We start from the raw sequence: 20685 nt of genomic DNA, 5'->3' as shown, positions 1-20685 counted from the left end.
GGTTAGGACGCCGCATCCAGTGCGGCGAGCCGCTCGGCTTCCGCGATATCCTCGACCGTATTGGCATTGAAGAACGGATCGAGCGGTTCGGTCGGCCACGTCACGGTCGCGAGCGGATAACGCGCGGTCCAGCGGTCGATCTTGCGGAGATCCTCGACCACCAGCGCGTGACGCAGTTCGTCGCGCAAGCCAACGCGCCACAAGCCTATCACCGGATGCGACTGGCCGCCCGACGCCGCAACGGCGAGCTCGGCATTCGCGGCGATGCGTTCGTCATGCAAGCGTGCGACAAGATCGCGCGGCAGAAAGGGGCAGTCGCCGGCGGCGCTGAGCACCCACTTCGCCTCAGGCCGGTTCGCCGCGGTCCAGTCGAGTGCGGCAAGGATGCCGGCGAGCGGACCGGGAAAGCCGGGCACGTCGTCGGCAACGACCTGCAAACCGAACGCGGCGAAGCGGGCGGGATCGCCGTTGGCATTGAGGATCAGCCCGCTGCATTGGGGTGATAGGCGCGCGATCACGCGTTCCAGAATGGTGCGGCCGCCAATGGTGCGCATCGGCTTATCGCCGCCGCCCATGCGCCGCGCGAGGCCACCGGCGAGCAGCACGCCTTGCGTGGTCGGAAAGCTAATCGTCACCACCTTCACCCTTGCGCTTGTGCTTGGCCGCTTCCTCCTCGACGTAAGCGAGGTTCTGGTCGTAGACGATGCGCTCTTCCCCCGACAACGCGATGAAGCGTTTGCCGCGCGCGCGGCCGACCAGCGTCAAGCCCACCTGCCGGGCGAGATCGACGCCCCAGGCGGTGAAGCCGGAGCGCGACACCAGGATCGGAATTCCCATGCGGACCGTCTTGATCACCATCTCAGAGGTGAGCCGTCCCGTGGTATAGAGGATCTTGTCGGATGCATCGACGCCGTGGCGGTACATCCAGCCCGCGATCTTGTCGACGGCGTTGTGACGGCCGACATCCTCGGTGTAGCAGAGCGGCTCCCCCTCCCTGCACAGCACGCAGCCGTGGATCGCACCGGCTTCCAGATAGAGCGAGGGCATGGTGTTGATGGTCTGCGTCATCTGGTAGAGCCAGGACGTACGCAGCTCCGCCTTCGGCAACGCCACGCTCTCGACCGCCTCCAGCAGATCGCCGAAGGCGGTGCCCTGCGCGCAGCCTGAAGTCTGCGTTCGCTTCTTCAGCTTGGCTTCGAAATTGGTGTGATGCTCGGTGCGCACCACCACGACCTGGAGGTCGTCGTCGTATTCGACCTCGGTGACCGCGTCATTATACTTCAGCATGTTCTGGTTGAGCAAATAGCCCAGCGCCAGATATTCCGGATAGTCGCCGATCGTCATCATGGTGACGATCTCCTGCGAATTCAGATAGAGCGTCAGTGGCCGCTCCACCGGCACCTTGATCTCGATTCTGGCGCCGGACTGGTCGGTCCCGCTCACGCTCTCGGTGAGGCGCGGGTCGTCGGTATCAGGGACGATCAGGGGCACTGGGGCTTTGTCGATCTTCATCATGGCCGCGACGTTAGCATGACATTCGGGTCAAGCCGATATAAGCATGCTAGCGAGAGAACGAAATGCCGCCTTTTCGTCATTGCGAGCGAAGCGAAGCAATCCGGGCTGCCGCTGTGGATCCATTCCTAGATGCTTCGCTGCGCTCGCAATGACGGAGGAGAGAGTGGTTCCATCAGGGACCTGGTCGCTCGCGGAGACGGAGCTGGAATGAAAGTCATCGGCCTTGCGGGCTGGAGTGGTGCGGGCAAGACCACGCTGTTGACGCGGCTGATCCCGCATTTCAATGCGCTTGGCTTGCGCGTCTCGGTCATCAAGCATGCGCATCACCAGTTCGACGTCGACGTTCCCGGCAAGGACTCCTGGCGCCATCGTGAGGCCGGCGCGGCCGAGGTGCTGGTTGCTTCGTCAAATCGCTGGGCGCTGATGCACGAATTGCGCGGGGCGGCGGAGCCGCGACTGCCGGAACTGTTGAGCAAATTGTCAGCCGTCGACCTCGTCGTGCTCGAGGGTTTCAAGCGCGAGCCGCATCGCAAGATCGAGGTGCATCGCGCGGCCAACGACAAACCGTTGCTGTTTCCCGATGATCCCGGAATTTACGGGATCGCGGCCGATGTCGCCATTGAAACACGACTGCCGACCGTCCATCTCGACGATATCGCCGCCGCCGCGGAATTGCTGCTGCGCGCGGCGATCCCGGTCGAGGAAGCAGTCGCGAAAAGCGCTGCGATGCGCTGACGAGGCACCATGGCGCAATTGTCGGACGATTGTTTTGCCTTCGGCGGACCGATGATGTCGGTTGCCGAAGCCGTTGGCCTGATCACGACGCGCGTCAACGCGATTGTCGATCTCGAAACCGTGACACTCATCGATGCTGATGGGCGGGTGCTGGCCCGCGATATCGCGGCGCCGCTGCCGTTGCCCCCCTTCACCAATTCCGCTGTTGACGGCTACGCCGTGCGCAACGCCGATCTTCCGGACAGCGCCGAGCGGGCACTCCCGCTCGACGGCCGCATCCAGGCCGGCGGTCTGGCACTGGCGCCGATCAAGGCCGACCATACTGCGCGCATCTTCACCGGCGCGCCGATGCCGCCGGATGCCGAAACTGTCTTCATGCAGGAAGACGTGCGCGTAGACGATGCCGGCCGAATCGTGCTGCCGCCGGGGCTGAAGCCGGGCGCGAATGTCCGCCCTGCGGGAGAGGACATCCCCCAGGGCCACATCGCGCTGCGCGCAGGCCAGCGCTTGCTGCCGCAACATGTCGCGCTCGCGGCGGCGTTCGGCCTGGTCGGGCTCGACGTCGTCAGGCGCATACGTGTCGCGGTGTTCTCGACCGGTGACGAATTGACCTCGCCCGGCGAGCCGCGCGCGGCCTCGCAGCTGTTCGATTCCAACCGCTTCATGCTGATGGCGATGCTGCGCCGGCTCGGCTGCGAGGTCAGCGATCTCGGCATTTTGCGCGACGAACGTACCTCGCTTGCGAATGGCCTCAAGCAAGTTGCAGGCACGCACGATCTGATCCTCACCACTGGCGGCGTCTCGACCGGAGAGGAGGACCACGTCAAGGCCGCGGTCGAAAGCATCGGCTCGCTGGTGTTGTGGCGGATGGCGATCAAGCCGGGACGGCCCGTGGCGATGGGCATCATTGCGGGCACGCCGCTGATCGGACTGCCGGGCAATCCCGTCGCGAGTTTCGTCACCTTTGTGCATGTGGTGCGGCCGACGGTGCTGGCGCTTGCGGGCAGCCTGCCGGCGCCGCTGTTGCCGATCCCGGTGCGTGCGGCATTCACCTACAAGAAGAAGGCGGGCCGACGCGAATATGTTCGCGCCTCCTTGCGGCGCACGCAGGACGGCGCACTCGAGGCAATCAAGTTTCCACGCGAGGGGGCTGGGCTGTTGTCCTCTCTGGTCGACACCGACGGCCTCATCGAGCTCGATGAGGAGGTCACGCGTGTCGAGCCGGGGCAGAGCGTGGGTTTCCTGTCCTATGCCGATTTGCTCTGAGTCTGAACGTGATGCTGGTGCTGGCTCGGCGTTGACGCCATCGGTCGCTCCCGCCATGTTGCGCCGATGACCAGAACGACGCTCGATCTCACCGGACTGAAATGCCCGCTGCCCGCCCTGAAGACGCGCAAAGCGCTGAAGCCGTTGCATCCGGGGGATCAGCTCGAAGTGTACTGCACCGATCCGCTGTCGGTGATTGACATTCCGAACCTGATCCGGGAGACCGGCGACACGGTGGAGATCACCGAGCGCAACGACGCGCGCATCGTGTTCTTGATTGAGAAGGCCGATCGATCGATAGAAAATATCAATGGTGCGCCGCCCACTTAGCTCGCGGTCACTCGGTTGATACCTACCTTTTGTCTATCGACATCGATCATCACTTCTGCCCCAATTGACGTCCTCCGCCGAGACGCGGAGGTCGAGTCGTGCCTGCGATATGCGGAGCAAATGGGCCGTCGAAAGAAGCCCGGCCGTGGCGTCGGGCATAGTCCCCACGGTTAGGGGTTTAACGTCTCGGATGCGCGTGACGATCCTGGCGCGCGTCGATCATTGTGGAGCAGCAGGGACAAAGGCTGCGCTGCAGGCTGAGGAACAGGACCGTCGTGGCAGGCCGTTCAGAAGGGCGGCTTTAGGGGAGGAATGCATGTCTACCATCGAGAGCGCTGGAACACTTTCGGGTGCCGGCGCAGGTTTTCTGGATCGCGAGCGGACCATCGCGACCGCCGGGTTCAATCGCTGGCTGGTGCCGCCGGCTGCGCTGTGCATCCATCTCTGTATCGGCATGGCCTACGGCTTCTCGGTGTTCTGGTTGCCGCTGTCGCGCGCGATCGGAGTTACCGCGCCGAAGGCGTGCGCGGACATGTCACTGTTTCAGGAGCTGTTCACGACCAGCTGCGACTGGAAGGTCGCCAGCATGGGGTGGATGTACACGCTCTTTTTCGTGCTGCTCGGTATCGCGGCTGCGGTCTGGGGCGGCTGGCTGGAGCGCGTAGGCCCGCGCAAGGCCGGCTTCGTCTCGGCCTTGTGCTGGTGCGGCGGCCTCTTCCTCGGTGCGATCGGGGTATACACCCATCAGCTCTGGCTGTTGTGGCTGGGTTCGGGCGTGATCGGCGGCATCGGTCTCGGTCTTGGCTATATCTCGCCGGTCTCGACGCTCGTGAAGTGGTTCCCGGACCGTCGCGGCATGGCGACCGGCATGGCCATCATGGGTTTCGGCGGCGGCGCCATGATCGGCGCGCCGCTGGCTAACCTCTTGATGAACTACTTCAAGACCCCGACCTCGGTCGGCGTCTGGGAGACCTTCGTCACGATGGGCGTCATCTACTTCGTGTTCATGATGATCGGCGCGTTCCGCTATCGCTTGCCGCCGCCCGGCTGGCAGCCCGAGGGCTGGACCGCGCCGTCGAAGGCCAACGCGATGATCTCGAAGGCCAACGTCCATCTCAACGATGCGCACAAGACGCCGCAATTCTGGCTGATCTGGTGGGTGCTGTGCCTGAACGTGTCGGCCGGCATCGGTGTGATCGGCATGGCATCGCCGATGCTGCAGGAGATCTTCGCCGGCAAGCTGATCGGCCTGCCGGAGGTGGGCTTCAACGCGCTCGATGCGGGGCAGAAGGCGCAGATCGCCGCGATCGCCGCGGGCTTCGCCGGATTGCTGTCGCTGTTCAACATCGGCGGCCGCTTCTTCTGGGCATCGCTGTCGGACAAGATCGGGCGCAAGAACACCTACTATACGTTCTTCATCCTGGGCATCGTGCTCTACGCGCTGGCGCCGACCTTTGCGGCGATGGGTTCGAAGCTCCTGTTCGTGCTTGGCTTCGGCATCATCCTATCGATGTATGGCGGCGGCTTCGCCACCGTGCCGGCTTACCTCGCCGACATGTTCGGAACCCAGTTCGTCGGCGCCATCCATGGCCGGCTGCTGACGGCGTGGTCCACCGCAGGCATCATCGGTCCCGTCGTCGTCAACTACATCCGCGAGTTCCAGCTCGCGGCAGGCGTGCCGCGCGATCAGCTCTACAACACGACTATGTACATCCTCTGTGCGATGCTGATTGCGGGCTTGATCTGCAACTATCTGATCAAGCCGGTCGATTCGAAGTGGCACATGAAGGACGCCGATGTCGCCAAGTTGCAGGCTGCAAGCGCCAGCGCCGCCGCCGCGGGGCCGCACGGCTCCTACGGCATCGGATTTGGCGGGCTTGACGCCAAGGCGGCGCTGTTCTGGGCGTTCGTCGGCGTCCCCCTGCTTTGGGGTGTTTGGAAGACATTGGAGAGCGCGGTCAAGATCTTCTGACCGTCGTCGAGACAGAAGCGGGATGCTCATCAGGCGTCCCGCTTCGTTGGCCTTTCGGACATCATCAGAAATGGGACTTAGGGGGATTGAAATGATTCGCACCCGAATTTGCCTTCGAATTTGCCTCGCGGCCGTGTTGCTCGTCGCTGGCCTTCATGCCGCATCCGCGCAGACGGCGACGCCGCCGGCAGCGCCTGCTGCAGCGACGCAAGCCAAACCTGGCAAGATGAAGCTCACCATGCAGAAGCTGAAAGACATGAAGGCGAAATGGGCAACCAACAAGCCGAAGCTGAAAGCCTGCCGCGCCGACGTGAAGTCCAAGGGCCTCGCCGGCGACGATCGCTGGTTCTACATTGAAGAGTGCATGAGCAAGACTTGAGATCGGGTTCCATCCGACGCTTGCGCAAAAGGGCACGGCGGGCGACCGCCGGCCTCCTAAATCATTCTAGAGACGCTCTAAATCTCTTGCATCTGGCATACCAGAGATTAGAGTTGCGTCGAATTTGGCTTGATCGGCGGGACGCAGGAACCGGTGGTTCCGTTTGATCGAGTCGGGAAATGAAGACTGATCGCCTTGGCGGTCCGGTCCAAACTCATCACGCATTTGAAGAGAACGCGACGTCTCCATGAGCAGCAACGACGACGTTCACAAGGTTCGCGAGTTCGAACATCCCGGCCAGGGACGGAAGCGCGCCAAATCCACACCCAAGGGACGGCAGGTCGATCCCACCGCCTCTCATGAGATCGCGCAGTTGCTCGGCGACCGACCGCGGCGTCGCGACCTGTTGATCGAATATCTGCACCTGATCCAGGATCAGTACCGCCAGATCTCGGCCGCGCATCTCGCCGCGCTCGCCGACGAGATGAAGCTCGCCTTCGCCGAAGTGTTCGAGACCGCGACCTTCTATGCGCATTTCGACGTGGTAAAGGAAGGCGAGCCCGATATCGCGCCGCTGACGATCCGGGTCTGCGATTCGCTGACCTGCGCGATGCTCGGCGGAGAGAAGCTGCTCGCGGATTTGCAAGACGCGTCAGGTCCCGGCATCCGCGTGGTGCGTGCGCCCTGCGTCGGCCGCTGCGATACGGCGCCTGCCGCGGAAGTCGGACACAACTTTGTTGACCATGCGACGGTGGCCAATGTCATGGCGGCGGCGAAGGCTGGCGACACCCACGCGCATCTGCCCAAATATATCGGCTATGACGCCTATGTCGCCGGCGGCGGCTACAAGCTGCTCAATCGCCTGTGCTCGGGCGAACTACCGACGGACGACCTGCTGAAGGCGCTCGACGACGCCTCGTTGCGCGGTCTCGGCGGCGCCGGCTTCCCGACGGGACGTAAATGGCGCGCGGTGCTTGGTGAACCCGGCCCGCGCCTGATGGCGATCAACGGCGACGAGGGCGAGCCCGGCACGTTCAAGGATCGCGTCTATCTCGAGAGCGATCCGCACCGTTTCCTCGAGGGCATGCTGATCGGTGCGCATGTGGTGCAGGCCTCGGATATCTACATCTACCTGCGCGACGAATATCCGGCCTCGCGCGAAATCCTCGAACGTGAGATCGCGAAGCTGCCGCCGGGCGGTCCGACGCTGCACATGCGCCGCGGCGCTGGCGCCTATATCTGCGGCGAGGAATCCTCGCTGCTGGAAAGCATCGAGGGCAAGCGCGGCTTACCCAGGCACAAGCCGCCTTATCCATTCCAGGTCGGTCTGTTCGGCCTGCCGACCTTGATCAACAATATTGAGACCTTGTGGTGGGTGCGCGACATCATCGAGAAGGGCGCCGACTGGTGGAAGGGCCACGGCCGGCATGAGCGGCACGGCCTGCGCAGCTTCTCGGTTTCGGGCCGCGTCAAGAATCCCGGCATGAAGCTCGCGCCTGCTGGCATCACCGTGCGCGAGTTGATCGACGAATATTGCGGCGGCATGGCCGATGGCCATCAGTTCTACGCGTACCTCCCGGGTGGTGCGTCCGGCGGCATCCTGCCGGCGTCGATGGACGACATCCCGCTCGATTTCGGCACGCTTGAAAAATACGGCTGCTTCATCGGCTCTGCCGCGATCGTGATCCTGTCGCAAAAGGACAGCGTGCGCGCGGCCGCATTGAACCTGATGAAGTTCTTCGAGGACGAGAGCTGCGGCCAGTGCACGCCGTGTCGCGTCGGAACCCAGAAGGCCGCGCTGCTGATGCAGCAACCGGTCTGGAACCGCGCTCTCCTGGACGAATTGAGCCAGGCGATGCGCGATGCCTCGATCTGCGGGCTCGGACAGGCGGCATCGAATCCGCTTGCCACCGTGATTAAATATTTCCCTGACGAGTTCAAGGAAGCGGCCGAATGACGAAGATTACGTTCGAGCTCGACGGCAAGCAGGTCGAGGCCAATGCAGGCGAGACGATCTGGCAAGTCGCAAAACGCCAGGGTCGCGAGATTCCGCATCTGTGCTACTCGCCCGCGCCGGATTATCGCCCCGACGGCAATTGCCGCGCCTGCATGGTCGAGATCGAGGGCGAGCGCGTGCTCGCGGCGTCCTGCAAGCGCACGCCATCGGTCGGCATGAAGGTGAAGACCGAGAGCGCGCGCGCGGTTTCCGCGCAAAAAATGGTCATGGAGCTGCTGGTAGCCGACCAGCCGGCGCGCGAGACCTCGCACGATCCGGACTCCAAATTCTGGCACTGGGCCGAAACCACTGGGGTCACCGAGAGTCGCTTCCCCGCCGCCGAGCGTTGGGCGACCGACGCCAGCCATCCGGCCATGCGCGTCAATCTTGACGCCTGTATCCAGTGCGGCCTGTGCGTGCGCGCCTGCCGCGAGGTCCAGGTCAACGACGTCATCGGCATGGCCTATCGTAGTCACGGCTCGAAAATCGTGTTCGATTTCGACGATCCCATGGGCGAATCCACCTGCGTCGCCTGCGGCGAATGCGTGCAGGCCTGTCCGACCGGGGCCCTGATGCCGGCCGTAATGCTGGACGAGGCGCAGACCCGTGTCGTCTATGCCGACAAGAAGGTGGATTCGCTCTGCCCGTTCTGCGGCGTTGGTTGCCAGGTGACCTATGAGGTCAAGGACGAGAAGGTGATCTATGCCGAGGGCCGTGACGGCCCCGCCAACCGCAACCGCCTTTGCGTCAAGGGCCGCTTCGGCTTCGACTACATCCATCATCCGCATCGCCTGACCAAGCCGCTGGTGCGGCTACCGAACGCGAAGAAGGATTCCAACGACCAGGTTGATCCGGCCAATCCGTTCACGCATTTCCGCGAAGCGAGCTGGGAAGAAGCGCTCGACATCGCGGCCAAAGGCCTGGTCAAGATCCGCGACGAGAAGGGCGTGAAGGCGCTGGCCGGCTTCGGTTCGGCGAAGGGCTCCAACGAGGAGGCCTATCTGTTCCAGAAGCTGGTGCGCACCGGCTTCGGCTCGAACAATGTCGACCATTGCACCCGTCTGTGCCACGCCTCGTCGGTCGCGGCGCTGTTCGAAGGTCTGAGCTCGGGCGCCGTGTCGGCGCCGTTCTCGGCTGCGATGGACGCCGAGGTCATCATCGTGATCGGCGCCAATCCGACCGTGAATCATCCAGTCGCCGCGACCTTCATCAAGAACGCGGTCAAGCAGTACGGCGCAAAGCTGTTCGTCATGGACCCGCGCCGGCAGACGCTGTCGCGCCATGCGACCAAGCATCTGCAGTTCAAGCCGGGCTCCGACGTCGCCATGCTGAACGCGATGATCCACACGATCATCACCGAAGGGCTGACCGACGATCAGTACATCGCCGGCTACACCGAGGGGTTCGAGGAGCTCAAGGAGAAGATCAAGGAGTTCACACCGGAGAAGATGGAGCCGATCTGCGGTGTCCCGGCGCAGACCCTGCGCGAGGTCGCGCGAACCTATGCGCGGGCAAAATCGTCGATCATCTTCTGGGGCATGGGCATCAGCCAGCATGTCCACGGCACCGACAATGCGCGTTGCCTGATTGCGCTGGCGCTGATCACCGGCCAGGTCGGGCGTCCCGGCACCGGCCTGCATCCGCTGCGCGGCCAGAACAACGTGCAGGGCGCTTCCGATGCCGGTCTGATCCCGATGTTCCTGCCGGATTATCAGCCGGTCGGCCGCGACGACATGCGCGGCGCCTTCGAGAAGCTGTGGGGCCAGGATCTCGATCCCGTGCGCGGTCTGACCGTGGTCGAGATCATGAACGCGATCCATGCCGGCGAGATCAAGGGCATGTATATCGAGGGCGAAAACCCAGCGATGTCCGACCCCGATCTCCAGCATGCGCGCCAGGCGCTTGCCATGCTCGACCATCTCGTGGTGCAGGATCTCTTCGTCACGGAGACCGCGTTCCACGCCGACGTCATCCTGCCGGCCTCGGCGTTTGCCGAAAAGGAAGGCTCCTTCACCAACACCGATCGCCGCGTGCAACTCGCACGCCAGGTGATCAAGCCGCCGGGCGATGCGCGGCAGGATCTCTGGATCATCCAGGAGATCGGCAAGCGCATGGGGCTGCCGTGGAATTATGCCGGTCCCGGCGAGGTCTTCACCGAGATGGCGGAGTTGATGCCGTCGCTGAAGAACATCACCTGGGAGCGGCTGGTGCGCGAAGGCGCGGTGACCTATCCCGTCGACGGTCCCGACGTGCCCGGCAACGAGATCATCTTCACCACGGGCTTCCCGACCGCCAGCGGCCGCGGCAAGATCGTTCCGGCTCACGTCATCCCGCCGGACGAGATCCCCGACACCGAATATCCGATGGTGCTCTCGACCGGCCGCGTGCTCGAGCATTGGCACACCGGCTCGATGACCCGCCGCGCGCAGGTGCTTGACCAGATCGAGCCCGAGGCGGTCGCGTTCATGTCGCCGAAGGACATGCACAGGAAGAAGCTCGCGCCGGGCGATTTCATCCGGCTCGAGACCCGCCGCGGCGCGGTCGAGGTCAAGGTCCGCTCCGACCGCGACGTGCCCGAGAACATGGTGTTCATGCCGTTCTGCTACGCTGAGGCGGCGGCCAATCTCCTGACCAACCCGGCGCTCGATCCGTTCGGCAAGATCCCGGAGTTCAAGTTCTGCGCGGCCAGGGCGGAGCGGGCCGAGATGCGCGACGCGGCGGAGTAGGCTGCGCGCTCGCCGGTTATTTGGCGGCACAATGCCTGCGGTGTCGTCCCGGCGAAGGCCGGGACCCACACCGCGAGGTGTCTCGTTAGCGGATGGTGGGCGTACCGAACGACGAGTCTTCTCCAAACTCCTCCCTGTGGTTATGGGTCCCGGCCTTCGCCGGGACGACGCTGAGGCTGTGGTGCATGTGTCCATCCGTGTCGCCGTCCCTTCGCTCCTCGCAGCGGCGGTGCTAGACATCGTCCATGTCCAAAGCCACCCCAGCCACACGCGCGCTCACGGCCGCCGGTGTTGCCTTCACTGTCCACACCTACGACTACGATCCCGACGCCGAGAGCATCGGCCTTCAGGCTGCATCCGCACTCGGCGAGGATCCCGCGCGCGTCTTGAAGACGCTGATGGCGCTGGTCGACGGCAAGCCGGTCTGCGTGATCGTCCCGTCCGATCAGGAAGTCTCGATGAAGAAGCTCGCCGCTGTTGTTAGCGGCAAGTCGGCGCAGATGATGAAGCCGCCTGAGGCCGAGCGCCTCACCGGCTACAAGGTTGGCGGCATCAGCCCATTCGGGCAGCGGAAGCCTGTGCGCACCGTGATCGAGCAGAGCGCGCTCGCGCATGATTACGTGTACGTGAATGGCGGTCAGCGCGGACTGCAGGTGCGGCTCAGTCCGGGCGATGTGCGGGACGTGTTGAAGGCGATCGTCGCGGAACTGGTCGCCTGAGGCGGCGCTCTGCTATTGTTTTTGCAACAGCTTCAGCCGACAGCGCAGCGCTTCGCGGATGTGTGTGCGCGCGAGCTGCTCCGCTTTGCCGCCGTCGCGAGCCGCGATGGCGTCGATGATGGCCTGGTGCTCGCCGTGGCTGGTCGACGGGCGACCGGATACGGTGAACGTGGTTGGACCGAGCAGGGCGATCCAGTCCTGCAATTCCCGCGAAGCGTTGTCGAGATAGCGGTTGCGCGCGGCGCGGCAGATCGCCTCGTGGAAGGCGCGGTTGAGCCGCGCCATCTCGGCGGGATCAGTCCCCGACGCTTCCACGAAGGTCTGCTCGATGTCCCTGAGCGCGTCGACCTCGGTCGCAGACGCGTGCTCGGCGGCAAGTCGGGCGGCGGAGCCCTCCATGATCTCGCGCATGGCGTAGAGCTCGAGCACCTCCGAGATGTCGAGGTTGCGTACGATCAGGCCGCGGCCGCCGGCAGGTTCGACGAACCCACGTGCCGCAAGCCGCCCGAGAGCTTCCCGCACCGGGGTGCGGCTGACCTTCAGCCGCTGGGCGACCTCTTCCTCGCGCAGGCGGTCGCCGGCGCGGTAGCTGCCGGCCTGCAGCGCCTCGCAGAGCGAGCGGAACACTGCTTCGCCGAGCGCCACGCCGCCGCCGCGCGCGATCGAGCCGCCTGCTTTTGTCGGGCGTCTTGCCATGCATCCTCGTGCTCGCCACGCGCATCCTGCCCATGCAGGATGACGCTTGCCGGACATCGTATATCTTTGTATACAAAGGTGCGCAATGACCAGTCGGATTGGCCGAGGCCGCCGGCGGGCAGAATGTCTCCAACTTCGTCGCATCGGGCAGACGGCATGAGCAGCAAATACGATGTGCTGGTGATCGGCGGCGGCAACGCGGCGCTGTGTGCGGCAATCAGCGCGCGACGCGGTGGGGCATCGGTGCTGGTACTCGAAGGCGCGCCAAAGTTCTATCGCGGCGGCAACACGCGCCACACCCGCAACATGCGTTGCGCACATGACGAGGCGACCGAAATCCTCACCGGCCCCTACACTGAGGAAGAGTTTTGGGAGGATCTCCTGCGCGTCACCGGCGGCCAGACCGACGAGGTGCTCGCCCGGCACATGATCCGCGAGTCCAAGGACATCTTGAACTGGATCGTGGAGCAGGGCGTGCGCTGGCAGCCCTCGCTCGGCGGCACGCTGGGCCTCGGCCGCACCAACTCATTCTTCCTCGGCGGCGGCCGCGCGATGTTGAACGCACTTTATCTCACCGCCGAGAAGCTCGGCGTCGAAATCGAATACGACGCCGAGGTTGTCGACCTCATGATCGAAGACGGCATGTTTCTCGCCGCCCACCTCAGGCGGCCGATCAAGGGCGACACCGAGATCCGCGCGACGTCGCTGGTCGCCGCCGCCGGCGGATTCGAGGCCAACATCGAATGGCTGAAGCAATATTGGGGTGAGGCCGCCGACAATTTCCTGATCCGCGGTACCCGCTATAACCGCGGCTCGATCCTGAAGATGCTGCTCGCCAAGGGCGTGCAGGAGGTCGGCGACCCCACCCAGTGCCATGCGGTCGCGATCGACGCGCGCGCGCCGAAATTCGACGGCGGCATCATCACGCGGCACGATTCTGTCGTGTTTGGCATCGTCGTCAACAAGCACGCGCAGCGCTTCTATGATGAAGGTGAGGACATCTGGCCGAAGCGTTACGCGATCTGGGGCCGGCTGGTGGCCGCGCAGCCCGAACAGATCGCCTACATCATCTTCGACTCCACCGTGGTCACGAGCTTCATGCCGACGCTATTCCCGCCGATCGCAGGGCAGACGGTGGCTGAGCTTGCCGGCAAGCTCGAGCTCGATCCGGCCGCGCTGGAAAAGACGATCACCGAATTCAACGCCGCGGTGCAGCCCGGCACCTTCGACCACACCATTCTGGACGATTGCCGCACGGAAGGCATCACGCCGCCGAAGACGCATTGGGCACGGCGGATCGAGACACCGCCCTACCTTGCCTATCCGGTGCGGCCCGGCATCACCTTCACCTATCTCGGCACGCGCGTGACCAGGGAAGCGCGCATGCTGATGGCTGACGGCAAGCCGTCGGCCAACATGTTCGCGGCCGGCGAGATCATGGCCGGCAACGTGCTCGGCAAGGGCTATGCCGCCGGCATGGGCATGACCATCGGCAGCGTGTTCGGGCGGATCGCAGGACGGGAAGCGGCACGCCACGCGAAGAATTAGGCGGAAGAACAGACACGAGGGAGGAACCATGTCACGCATTGCCATTGCTTCGATCGCGGCGCTGCTGACCGTCGGCTACGCCCACGCGGCCGAGCCGATCACGCTGCGAGACATGGGCTCGTTCCATGTCGGTGGCCGTCTTGTCGAAATCTCGGGCAAGCCGGTGAGGGAGGTCGTGTTCGCGCCCGGCGGAGTGCCGGCCAAGGTTGATCCCAACGGCACGTATCAGGTCGAGCAGATGTATGTTCAGTATTTCCTGCCGGCAAACGAGAAGGGTGCCTATCCTTTGCTGATGTGGCATGGCGGCGGACTGACCGGCGTCACCTACGAGACCACGCCTGACGGACGCGAAGGCTGGCTGAATTATTTTCTACGCATGGGGTGGGGGGTCTATAACTCCGACGCAGTAGAGCGCGGACGCGCGGGCTGGGCGCAATATCCCGATATCTTCAAAGGCGAGCCGGTCTTCCTGACCACGGCCAACCCGTTCGAGCGTTTCCGCATCGGCGATGGGCCGAACTCGTACGATCCCGATCCCGCCAAGCGAAAATTGTTGCCGGGCAACCAGTTCCCCGTCGAGGGTTACGAGAATTTCGTCAAGCAGAACGTACCGCGCTGGACCACGACCGACGATGCGACCATCGCCGCCTATATCGCTGAGATCGATCGCGTCGGCCCCTCGGTGCTTCTGTTCCACAGCCAGGCCGGCACCTTCGGCTTCAAGGTCGCGCAAGCCCGCCCTGACAAGGTCAAGGCGCTGATTGCGATCGAGCCGGCCGGCATCGGCGATCCCGCCAAAGCGGATGTGCTGAAGAACATCCCGACCCTCATCATCTACGGCGACTATATCGAGCGCGATTCGCGCTGGCCCAAGATCCGCGCCAACGGCATCGCCTTTGCGGACGCCATCAAGGCGGCCGGCGGCAGCGTCGACATCATCGATCTCCCGCAGACAGGCATCAAGGGCAATTCGCATATGGTGATGATGGACAAGAACAATCTCGAGGTCGCGGCCCTGATCCAGAAATGGCTCGAGGGCAAAGGCCTGACGAAGTAAAGCCATGCACGGAAGCAGAATTTTGGATGAAGGCGACCGCCTGATGACGGTCTGCAATTCCTGCCGTTACTGCGAAGGCCTTTGCGCGGTTTTTCCCGCCATGGAGATGCGCCGCGCCTTCTCCGACGGCGACCTCAATTATCTCGCCAATCTCTGCCATGGCTGCGGCGCCTGCTACGTCGACTGCCAGTTCTCGCCGCCGCACGAATTCAACGTCAACGTCCCGCAGACGCTGGCGATCGCGCGCGCGGAATCCTATGCGACCTATGCCTGGCCGCAGGCGCTGTCCGGTGCCTTCGCCCGCAATGGTCTCGTCATCAGCATCGTCGCCGCGCTCAGCATGGCCGCCTTCATACTCGGCTTCGCTGCCCTAAACGACCGCAGCGTGCTGTTTGGCGTGCACACTGGCCCCGGCGCGTTCTACAAGTTGATGCCGCACAACGCGATGGCAGCGTTGTTCAGCGCCGCCTTCCTTTATGCGATTTTCGCGCTGGTGATGAGCGTGCGTGCCTTCTGGCGGGATATCGGCCCGCCGATCGGCGGCCGTGCGGACGGCGGCTCGATCTTTCAGGCGATGCGCGACGCTGGTGAGCTGCGCTACCTCCATGGTGGCGGCGTCGGCTGCTACAATGAGGATGACAAGCCGACCGACCGGCGCAAGCTTTTCCATCACCTGACCTTCTACGGCTTCCTGCTCTGCTTCGCCGCGACCTCGGTCGCAACGCTGTATCACTATCTGCTCGGCCGCGAGGCGCCGTATCCGTGGTGGGATCTGCCGGTGGTTCTCGGCACGCTCGGCGGCATCGGCCTGATCATCGGGCCGATCGGGCTGTTCGTCGCCAAGATGCGGCGCGATCCGGCGCTGCTCGACGAGCAGCGCTACGGCATGGATGTCGGCTTCATCGCCATGCTGTTCCTGACCGGGTTCACCGGCATGCTGCTTCTGATTCTGCGGGAGACTGCCGCCATGGGACCGCTGCTGGCACTCCATTTAGGTGCAGTGTTCGCGCTGTTCATCACCATGCCCTACGGCAAGTTCGTGCACGGCATCTATCGCTTCGCGGCGCTGGTGCGTTATGCGCAGGAGCGACGCGGAGAAGCCGGTTCTTGAGATTCAGGCGGCGCGGAAGCGGCCGATCGGAGCACCGCGCCTCGCCTGATTGAGGCGCCTCGTGCATCTCTCTTATGCCACCTCGCGCTCTGGTCCAGACGCCTGCTCGCGGGCCATCGTCGTTGCCGTGACGTAGTCGGTCTTGCCGGTCCCGAGCAGTGGCACCTTGTCGACCACCATGATCGCAGCGGGAACGGTCAACTCGGACGCGCCGATCGCCTTGGCGTGGCCTTGCATGGCGCTGCGCTCGGCGTTCTTCTCCGTCGTCAGCAACACGATGCGCTCGCCCTTTCGCTGGTCCGGGATCGACACGGCGACTGAACCGGCCTGCGGCCACAGCGTTGCCGCGATGTTCTCGACCGCCGACAGCGAGACCATTTCGCCGGCGATCTTGGCAAAGCGCTTGGCGCGACCCTTGATGGTGATGAAGCCGGCCGGGTCGATCGCCACGATGTCGCCGGTGTCGTGCCAGCCGTCGGCGAGCGGTTCGAGCACGCCGGGATTTTCGGCCCGCAAGTATCCGAGCATCACGTTGGGTCCGTGCACCGACAGGCGTCCGCCTTCCTCGATGCCGGGGACCGGGTCGAGGCGGCTTTCCATCAGCGGCGACAGGCGGCCGACCGTGCCTGGACGATTGGCCATCGGCGTGTTCATCGCCAGCACCGGTGCCGTCTCGGTGACGCCATAGCCTTCGAGGATGCGGATGCCGTAACGCTCCATGAAGACCTGCCGGGTGCGATCCTTGACCGCCTCCGCGCCGGCGATCACCAGGCGCAAGGTGCGGAAGTCGTAGGCATGGGCCGAGCGTGCATAGCCCGTGAGGAATGTGTCGGTGCCGAACAGGATCGTGGCTCCGGTCTGGTAGATCAGCTCGGGCACGATCCGGTAGTGCAGCGGCGAGGGGTACATGTAGATCGGAATGCCCGCGAGCAGCGGCATCATCATTCCACCGGTCAGCCCGAAGGAGTGGAACACCGGCAGCACGTTGAACACCTTATCATTGGCGTTGGCATCGACCCGCGCCAGCGCCTGTGCGGCGTTCGCAAGGATATTGCGGTGGGATAGCACAACGCCCTTGGGGGTGCCTTCCGAGCCCGACGTGAACAGCACGACGGCCGGATCGCTCGCCTGGCGGACGACGCGCGGCGTAGTACCGGCGAGCAGACCCTTGATCTTGTCGGCCGTGCCGATCGAGGCCCGGACATCCTCGAGATAGACGACGCCGACTTCCGCGGAGACCGCCGCCATCAGCTTGTCGAGCTTGCCCTTCTCGATGAAGGCCTTCGACGTCAGCACGGTCTTGACCTGTGCGGCCTTCATGGCGGCGAGCACGTTAACCGGGCCGGCCGAGAAGTTGAGCATCGCCGGCACCCGGCCGATGTTTTGCAGCGCCATGAAGACCACGGCGACGCCTGCGGAATTCGGCAGCAGCACGCCGACATTTTCACCGATGGCGGTGCCGTTCTCCAGCTTCCGGCTCAAGACCTGCGCGCCAAGGATCAGCTTGCGATAGGTCAGCTTGGTGCCGAGCGCGTCCTCGACGATGACCTTGCCGGTGTCGCGGTCGCGATAGGCGTGTCCGAGCGCCTCGAACAGGGTGTGATCGAGCATGGCGTTCTTCACCATGGCGTCGATCATCACGTCCTGAAGTGCTGCGCCCGCGGCATTGCGGCGCGCCTTGCCCTTGAGCGCCGCGTCGACCGGTAGCTTGACCGGCGGCAGGATGGTGACGGTCACCCGCGGAAACCACGAGCGCTTGATCTGGCTGCCGTTGAGATAGCTGAGATGCGAGCGTTGGGCGCCTTCGATGCGGACCGGGACGACGACCGCGTCGGCCTTGTCCGCGATCATCGCGGTGCCGTCATAGACCTTCATCAGCGAGCCGGAAACAGTGATGCGTCCTTCCGGGAAAATCACCACTGGCTCTCCGGCGGCGACGAGCTTGATGAGGTCGCGCGCCGCCAGCGGCTTGGTGGGGTCCATGGTGTAGTGCTTGACCACCCGCAGGAACGGCTTGGCCCACCAGGCCTTGGCGATGCCGGTATCAACCGCGAAGCTCGCGTCGATCGGCAGCACGGCGTGCAGGAGCGGGCCGTCGATCAGGCTGACATGATTGGGCGCGATCAGCATGCGCGTGCCAGCAGGCGGCAGGTTCTCCAGCCCGCGGACCTCGGTGCGGAACAGCGCGCGGAACAGCAGCCCGCCAAAGTCGCGCACGCCTTCCTTGCCCCACTTGGTCAGCACGAACCAGACTGCGCCGAAGCTGATGACGCCGAGGCCAAAGAAGATCCAGCCGATGTGCAATCCGCCGGCCTGCAACAGCGCGACGAACAGCGATCCGGCCACCATGAAGGCGGCCTGCAGCACGTTGCCGGCGGCGATAATGCGGGCGCGCTCGGAGGGGGCCGACCAGGCCTGGACGGCGGCGAAGGACGGAACGACGAACAGCCCGCCGCCGAATGCGAAGGCGACGAAGTCGAGCAGCATGCGCAGGCCCGCGAACGAAGTTGCGAAGTCGGCAGCAGTGATGTCCTGGCCCTTGGCGGTCACGCCGATCGCCCAAGCGAGGTCGATGCCGGCAAACCCCATCATGACGGCGCCGATCGGCACCAGCGCGAGGTTTGGTCGAACGTGGCTCAGATTCGCGGCGAACAGCGAGCCGATGGCGATGCCGATTGCGAAGCTCGCGAGACACAACGTCACCACGCCCTCGGTGCCGCCGATGACCTCCTTGACCAGCGCCGGCAGCAGCGAGAGCACGATGGCGCCCACCAGCCAGAACCAGGAGACGATCACGGTGCCGTCCCACAGCCGGTGGTCGGCGTGCAGCGTCTTCAACAGGCCGAGCGTCGAGGTCCAAGGATTGGCGTTGACCGGCAGATCGGGTGCAGACGGCGTCGTCGCGGGAATGCGGGAGGCGAAGGTCCAGGACAGCAGGGCCAGCACGACCACGGCCGATGCGACCCAGCCCATATGCGCGGAGCCGGCCACGAACTGGCCACCGGCAACGGTGCCGAGCAGGATGGCCATGAAGGTCGCGCCTTCGACCAGCGCGTTGCCGGTCGCGAGCTCGCCGAGCTCGAGCTGGTCCGGCAGCATCGCGTATTTCACGGGTCCGAACAGCGCGGCGATGGCGCCGAACAGTGCGAGCGCTGCGAACAGCAGCGGCACCGAGTGCAGGAAGAAGCCGGCCGCGGCAAAGCCCGCGGCAAAGATCTCGGCGAATTTGAGCCGCCTTGCGACGAGGGATTTGACGTATTTGTCGGCGAGCTGGCCGCCGAGCCCGGACAGGATGAAATAGGGGAAGATGAACACCGCGCCCGCGACCGTCACCAGCGCATCACCGTGGCCGGTCGCGGCACTGTAAAGCAGGATGATGACGAGTGCGTTCTTGAGCACGTTGTCGTTCAGCGCCGAGAAGAATTGCGCCCAGAACAGCGGCGCGAAGCGGCGTGACGACATCAAATCCCTGATCATGACTAGTCCTGTTTTGGAAACGCTGTCTGAGGTTGTTTCATTGTCGGATGGGCGTCGGGACCCGAGGAGATGCGACGGGCATTTGCGGGTTGACGAACGATCGCCCCGGCCTGCTCTGCGCCTTTACCTTCGGATCCTGTTGGTCTCCGCGTGGCGACGTTTGGTTCGCAAATGGCTGGTCGCGGCTCTATCACGCCCCGGCAAGGAGGCGTGCGCGCCTCAGGTAAGGTGGGCAAGGCGGCGAAAGGGCGAGAGGCGGCCGAGCAGGCTAATGCGGCGGCCCTCATGACGGGCGCGGTCGCGGTTGGCCCGCCACATCGGGAAGGTCACGCGGCGCTCGGTCAGGACGCCGGCAATGTCGCAGGCATTTGCAATGCGATCGATCGGCCCCGTCGCGAACCGCAGGAGGGCGCGGCCAGATCCGGTCACGAGAGCTGTGGCGTCATCGACGAAGGTGGAGGCGATATCAACAGCGAGGGTTTGCATTTTGCAGATCTCCAGGTTAATTTGAACATTGTTCAAATGAGTACCTTGAAAATGAACAATGTTCAAGACGAATCGTTGCGAGACCGAAAAAAATCTCGCCGGCGGCAGCAGATCGTGGAGATCGCTCGCAGCATTATCGCGACTAAGGGGCTGAAATCGTTGAAAGTCCGGGATGTTGCGGACGCCGCAGGCTGCTCGGTTGGGAGCGTCTACAACGAGTTCGGCGACTTCGACGGGGTGATCCTGACCGTGAATCGGGAGACCGTTAAGGAGCTGACGGTGCGGCTGGGCCAGGTTCCCGCCGAGGATCCCGTTCGCCAGCTCTACGGGCTGGCCGCGACCTACCTCGAATTTTTTGCGGAGCACGCCAATCTGCTGCGCTCGCTGTTCGAACATCGGATGGAGGACGACCGCCCTTACCCCGATGACATCCTTCAGATGGTGATGGACGCCTTCGCGCTGATGCATCCACCCCTGGTGCGGCTGCTTCCGAATGCAGACGACGTGCAGATCGCGCTGCTGTCACGCACCCTGTTTTCCGCCGTGCACGGGATCATCTCGCTCGGCCTCGAAGAACGCATGGTAGCCGTGCCGCCGCAGATGCTGCGCCAGCAGGTCGATCAGTTTCTGGATGCGCATCTCGCAGGGCTCGGGATTGTGCCAGTACGATAA

17 protein-coding genes are annotated in these 20685 nt (G+C 64.2%); 12 read left to right on the top strand and 5 right to left on the bottom strand.

Annotated features, from left to right (window positions below; translation table 11 throughout):
- Positions 1–2 precede the first annotated feature (2 nt).
- Both mobA and fdhD read right to left on the bottom strand, forming a co-directional pair.
- Positions 3–638 carry a molybdenum cofactor guanylyltransferase MobA gene (gene mobA, locus IVB36_RS25810; protein WP_085384396.1) on the bottom strand — a complete coding sequence of 212 codons (636 nt, stop codon included), beginning with the start codon at positions 636–638 and terminating at the stop codon, positions 3–5.
- Positions 625–1515 (bottom strand): formate dehydrogenase accessory sulfurtransferase FdhD, encoded by an 891-nt coding sequence (fdhD, locus tag IVB36_RS25805; RefSeq protein WP_247372521.1) that lies wholly within the window; start codon positions 1513–1515, stop codon positions 625–627. Before fdhD ends, mobA begins: the two co-directional genes overlap by 14 nt.
- A 207-nt stretch (positions 1516–1722) precedes the next feature.
- Here fdhD and mobB point away from each other — a divergent pair, with 207 nt between their 5' ends.
- The 8 genes from mobB (at position 1723) to ybaK (ending at position 11638) form a co-directional block, all read left to right on the top strand.
- Positions 1723–2250, top strand: coding sequence for a molybdopterin-guanine dinucleotide biosynthesis protein B (mobB, locus tag IVB36_RS25800; RefSeq protein WP_247372524.1), 528 nt, complete (start codon positions 1723–1725; stop codon positions 2248–2250).
- A 9-nt stretch (positions 2251–2259) separates the two neighbouring features.
- Positions 2260–3516 (top strand): gephyrin-like molybdotransferase Glp, encoded by a 1257-nt coding sequence (gene glp, locus IVB36_RS25795; protein WP_085384381.1) that lies wholly within the window; start codon positions 2260–2262, stop codon positions 3514–3516.
- A gap of 66 nt (positions 3517–3582) precedes the next feature.
- Complete coding sequence (locus tag IVB36_RS25790) at positions 3583–3846, top strand: sulfurtransferase TusA family protein (protein WP_018456154.1); 264 nt, start codon at positions 3583–3585, stop codon at positions 3844–3846.
- Between the two features lie 316 nt (positions 3847–4162).
- Positions 4163–5818 carry an OFA family MFS transporter gene (locus IVB36_RS25785; protein ID WP_018456153.1) on the top strand — a complete coding sequence of 552 codons (1656 nt, stop codon included), beginning with the start codon at positions 4163–4165 and terminating at the stop codon, positions 5816–5818.
- 91 nt (positions 5819–5909) lie between these two features.
- Positions 5910–6197, top strand: a complete 288-nt coding sequence (locus tag IVB36_RS25780) for a hypothetical protein (protein ID WP_026233096.1) — start codon at positions 5910–5912, stop codon at positions 6195–6197.
- Between the two features lie 247 nt (positions 6198–6444).
- The gene (locus IVB36_RS25775) at positions 6445–8154 is read left to right on the top strand and encodes an NADH-ubiquinone oxidoreductase-F iron-sulfur binding region domain-containing protein (protein ID WP_247393401.1); all 1710 of its coding nucleotides are present in this window, start codon (positions 6445–6447) and stop codon (positions 8152–8154) included.
- Positions 8151–10919 (top strand): formate dehydrogenase subunit alpha, encoded by a 2769-nt coding sequence (fdhF, locus tag IVB36_RS25770; RefSeq protein WP_247393400.1) that lies wholly within the window; start codon positions 8151–8153, stop codon positions 10917–10919. Before IVB36_RS25775 ends, fdhF begins: the two co-directional genes overlap by 4 nt.
- 245 nt (positions 10920–11164) lie before the next feature.
- A complete protein-coding gene (ybaK, locus tag IVB36_RS25765; RefSeq protein ID WP_085350047.1) occupies positions 11165–11638 on the top strand; it encodes a Cys-tRNA(Pro) deacylase in 474 nt (157 codons plus the stop codon).
- Positions 11639–11650: 12 nt separating this feature from the next.
- On the opposite strand, the gene IVB36_RS25760 is transcribed toward ybaK, so the two are convergent.
- A complete protein-coding gene (locus IVB36_RS25760) occupies positions 11651–12334 on the bottom strand; it encodes a GntR family transcriptional regulator (protein WP_247372532.1) in 684 nt (227 codons plus the stop codon).
- A gap of 156 nt (positions 12335–12490) precedes the next feature.
- Between IVB36_RS25760 and tcuA the strand changes: the two genes are divergently transcribed.
- From tcuA to tcuB, 3 genes are read left to right on the top strand one after another with little or no spacing between them, the layout of a single operon-like run.
- A complete protein-coding gene (gene tcuA, locus IVB36_RS25755) occupies positions 12491–13882 on the top strand; it encodes an FAD-dependent tricarballylate dehydrogenase TcuA (RefSeq protein WP_247393398.1) in 1392 nt (463 codons plus the stop codon).
- A gap of 28 nt (positions 13883–13910) precedes the next feature.
- Entirely contained in the window at positions 13911–14939 is a 1029-nt protein-coding gene (locus IVB36_RS25750) for an esterase (RefSeq protein WP_085384376.1), read from the top strand.
- A gap of 4 nt (positions 14940–14943) precedes the next feature.
- Complete coding sequence (gene tcuB, locus IVB36_RS25745) at positions 14944–16050, top strand: tricarballylate utilization 4Fe-4S protein TcuB (protein ID WP_085384375.1); 1107 nt, start codon at positions 14944–14946, stop codon at positions 16048–16050.
- A 72-nt stretch (positions 16051–16122) separates the two neighbouring features.
- Here tcuB and IVB36_RS25740 read toward each other — a convergent pair whose 3' ends face one another.
- Both IVB36_RS25740 and IVB36_RS40570 read right to left on the bottom strand, forming a co-directional pair.
- Positions 16123–19527, bottom strand: a complete 3405-nt coding sequence (locus IVB36_RS25740) for an acyl-[ACP]--phospholipid O-acyltransferase (protein WP_247393397.1) — start codon at positions 19525–19527, stop codon at positions 16123–16125.
- A gap of 219 nt (positions 19528–19746) precedes the next feature.
- A complete protein-coding gene (locus IVB36_RS40570; protein WP_345947073.1) occupies positions 19747–20013 on the bottom strand; it encodes a hypothetical protein in 267 nt (88 codons plus the stop codon).
- 51 nt (positions 20014–20064) lie between these two features.
- On the opposite strand from IVB36_RS40570, the gene IVB36_RS25735 reads away from it, so the two are divergent.
- Positions 20065–20685 (top strand): TetR/AcrR family transcriptional regulator, encoded by a 621-nt coding sequence (locus IVB36_RS25735; protein WP_162496297.1) that lies wholly within the window; start codon positions 20065–20067, stop codon positions 20683–20685.

This window comes from Bradyrhizobium sp. 35 (genome assembly GCF_023073215.1).
Lineage (GTDB): Bacteria > Pseudomonadota > Alphaproteobacteria > Rhizobiales > Xanthobacteraceae > Bradyrhizobium > Bradyrhizobium canariense_D.
This window is presented reverse-complemented; position numbering and strand designations above follow the sequence as displayed.

Excerpts from the sequence above, each read along its gene's own strand:
- IVB36_RS25760 (WP_247372532.1), bottom strand. The coding sequence starts at position 12,334 with ATGGCAAGACGCCCGACAAAAGCAGGCGGCTCGATCGCGCGCGGCGGC.
- IVB36_RS40570 (WP_345947073.1), bottom strand. The coding sequence starts at position 20,013 with ATGCAAACCCTCGCTGTTGATATCGCCTCCACCTTCGTCGATGACGCC.
- fdhF (WP_247393400.1), top strand. The coding sequence starts at position 8,151 with ATGACGAAGATTACGTTCGAGCTCGACGGCAAGCAGGTCGAGGCCAAT.
- IVB36_RS25780 (WP_026233096.1), top strand. The coding sequence starts at position 5,910 with ATGATTCGCACCCGAATTTGCCTTCGAATTTGCCTCGCGGCCGTGTTG.
- tcuB (WP_085384375.1), top strand. The coding sequence starts at position 14,944 with ATGCACGGAAGCAGAATTTTGGATGAAGGCGACCGCCTGATGACGGTC.
- IVB36_RS25740 (WP_247393397.1), bottom strand. The coding sequence starts at position 19,527 with ATGATCAGGGATTTGATGTCGTCACGCCGCTTCGCGCCGCTGTTCTGG.
- IVB36_RS25735 (WP_162496297.1), top strand. The coding sequence starts at position 20,065 with ATGAACAATGTTCAAGACGAATCGTTGCGAGACCGAAAAAAATCTCGC.
- mobB (WP_247372524.1), top strand. The coding sequence starts at position 1,723 with ATGAAAGTCATCGGCCTTGCGGGCTGGAGTGGTGCGGGCAAGACCACG.
- ybaK (WP_085350047.1), top strand. The coding sequence starts at position 11,165 with ATGTCCAAAGCCACCCCAGCCACACGCGCGCTCACGGCCGCCGGTGTT.
- IVB36_RS25775 (WP_247393401.1), top strand. The coding sequence starts at position 6,445 with ATGAGCAGCAACGACGACGTTCACAAGGTTCGCGAGTTCGAACATCCC.
- IVB36_RS25790 (WP_018456154.1), top strand. The coding sequence starts at position 3,583 with ATGACCAGAACGACGCTCGATCTCACCGGACTGAAATGCCCGCTGCCC.
- IVB36_RS25750 (WP_085384376.1), top strand. The coding sequence starts at position 13,911 with ATGTCACGCATTGCCATTGCTTCGATCGCGGCGCTGCTGACCGTCGGC.
- tcuA (WP_247393398.1), top strand. The coding sequence starts at position 12,491 with ATGAGCAGCAAATACGATGTGCTGGTGATCGGCGGCGGCAACGCGGCG.
- glp (WP_085384381.1), top strand. The coding sequence starts at position 2,260 with ATGGCGCAATTGTCGGACGATTGTTTTGCCTTCGGCGGACCGATGATG.
- IVB36_RS25785 (WP_018456153.1), top strand. The coding sequence starts at position 4,163 with ATGTCTACCATCGAGAGCGCTGGAACACTTTCGGGTGCCGGCGCAGGT.
- fdhD (WP_247372521.1), bottom strand. The coding sequence starts at position 1,515 with ATGATGAAGATCGACAAAGCCCCAGTGCCCCTGATCGTCCCTGATACC.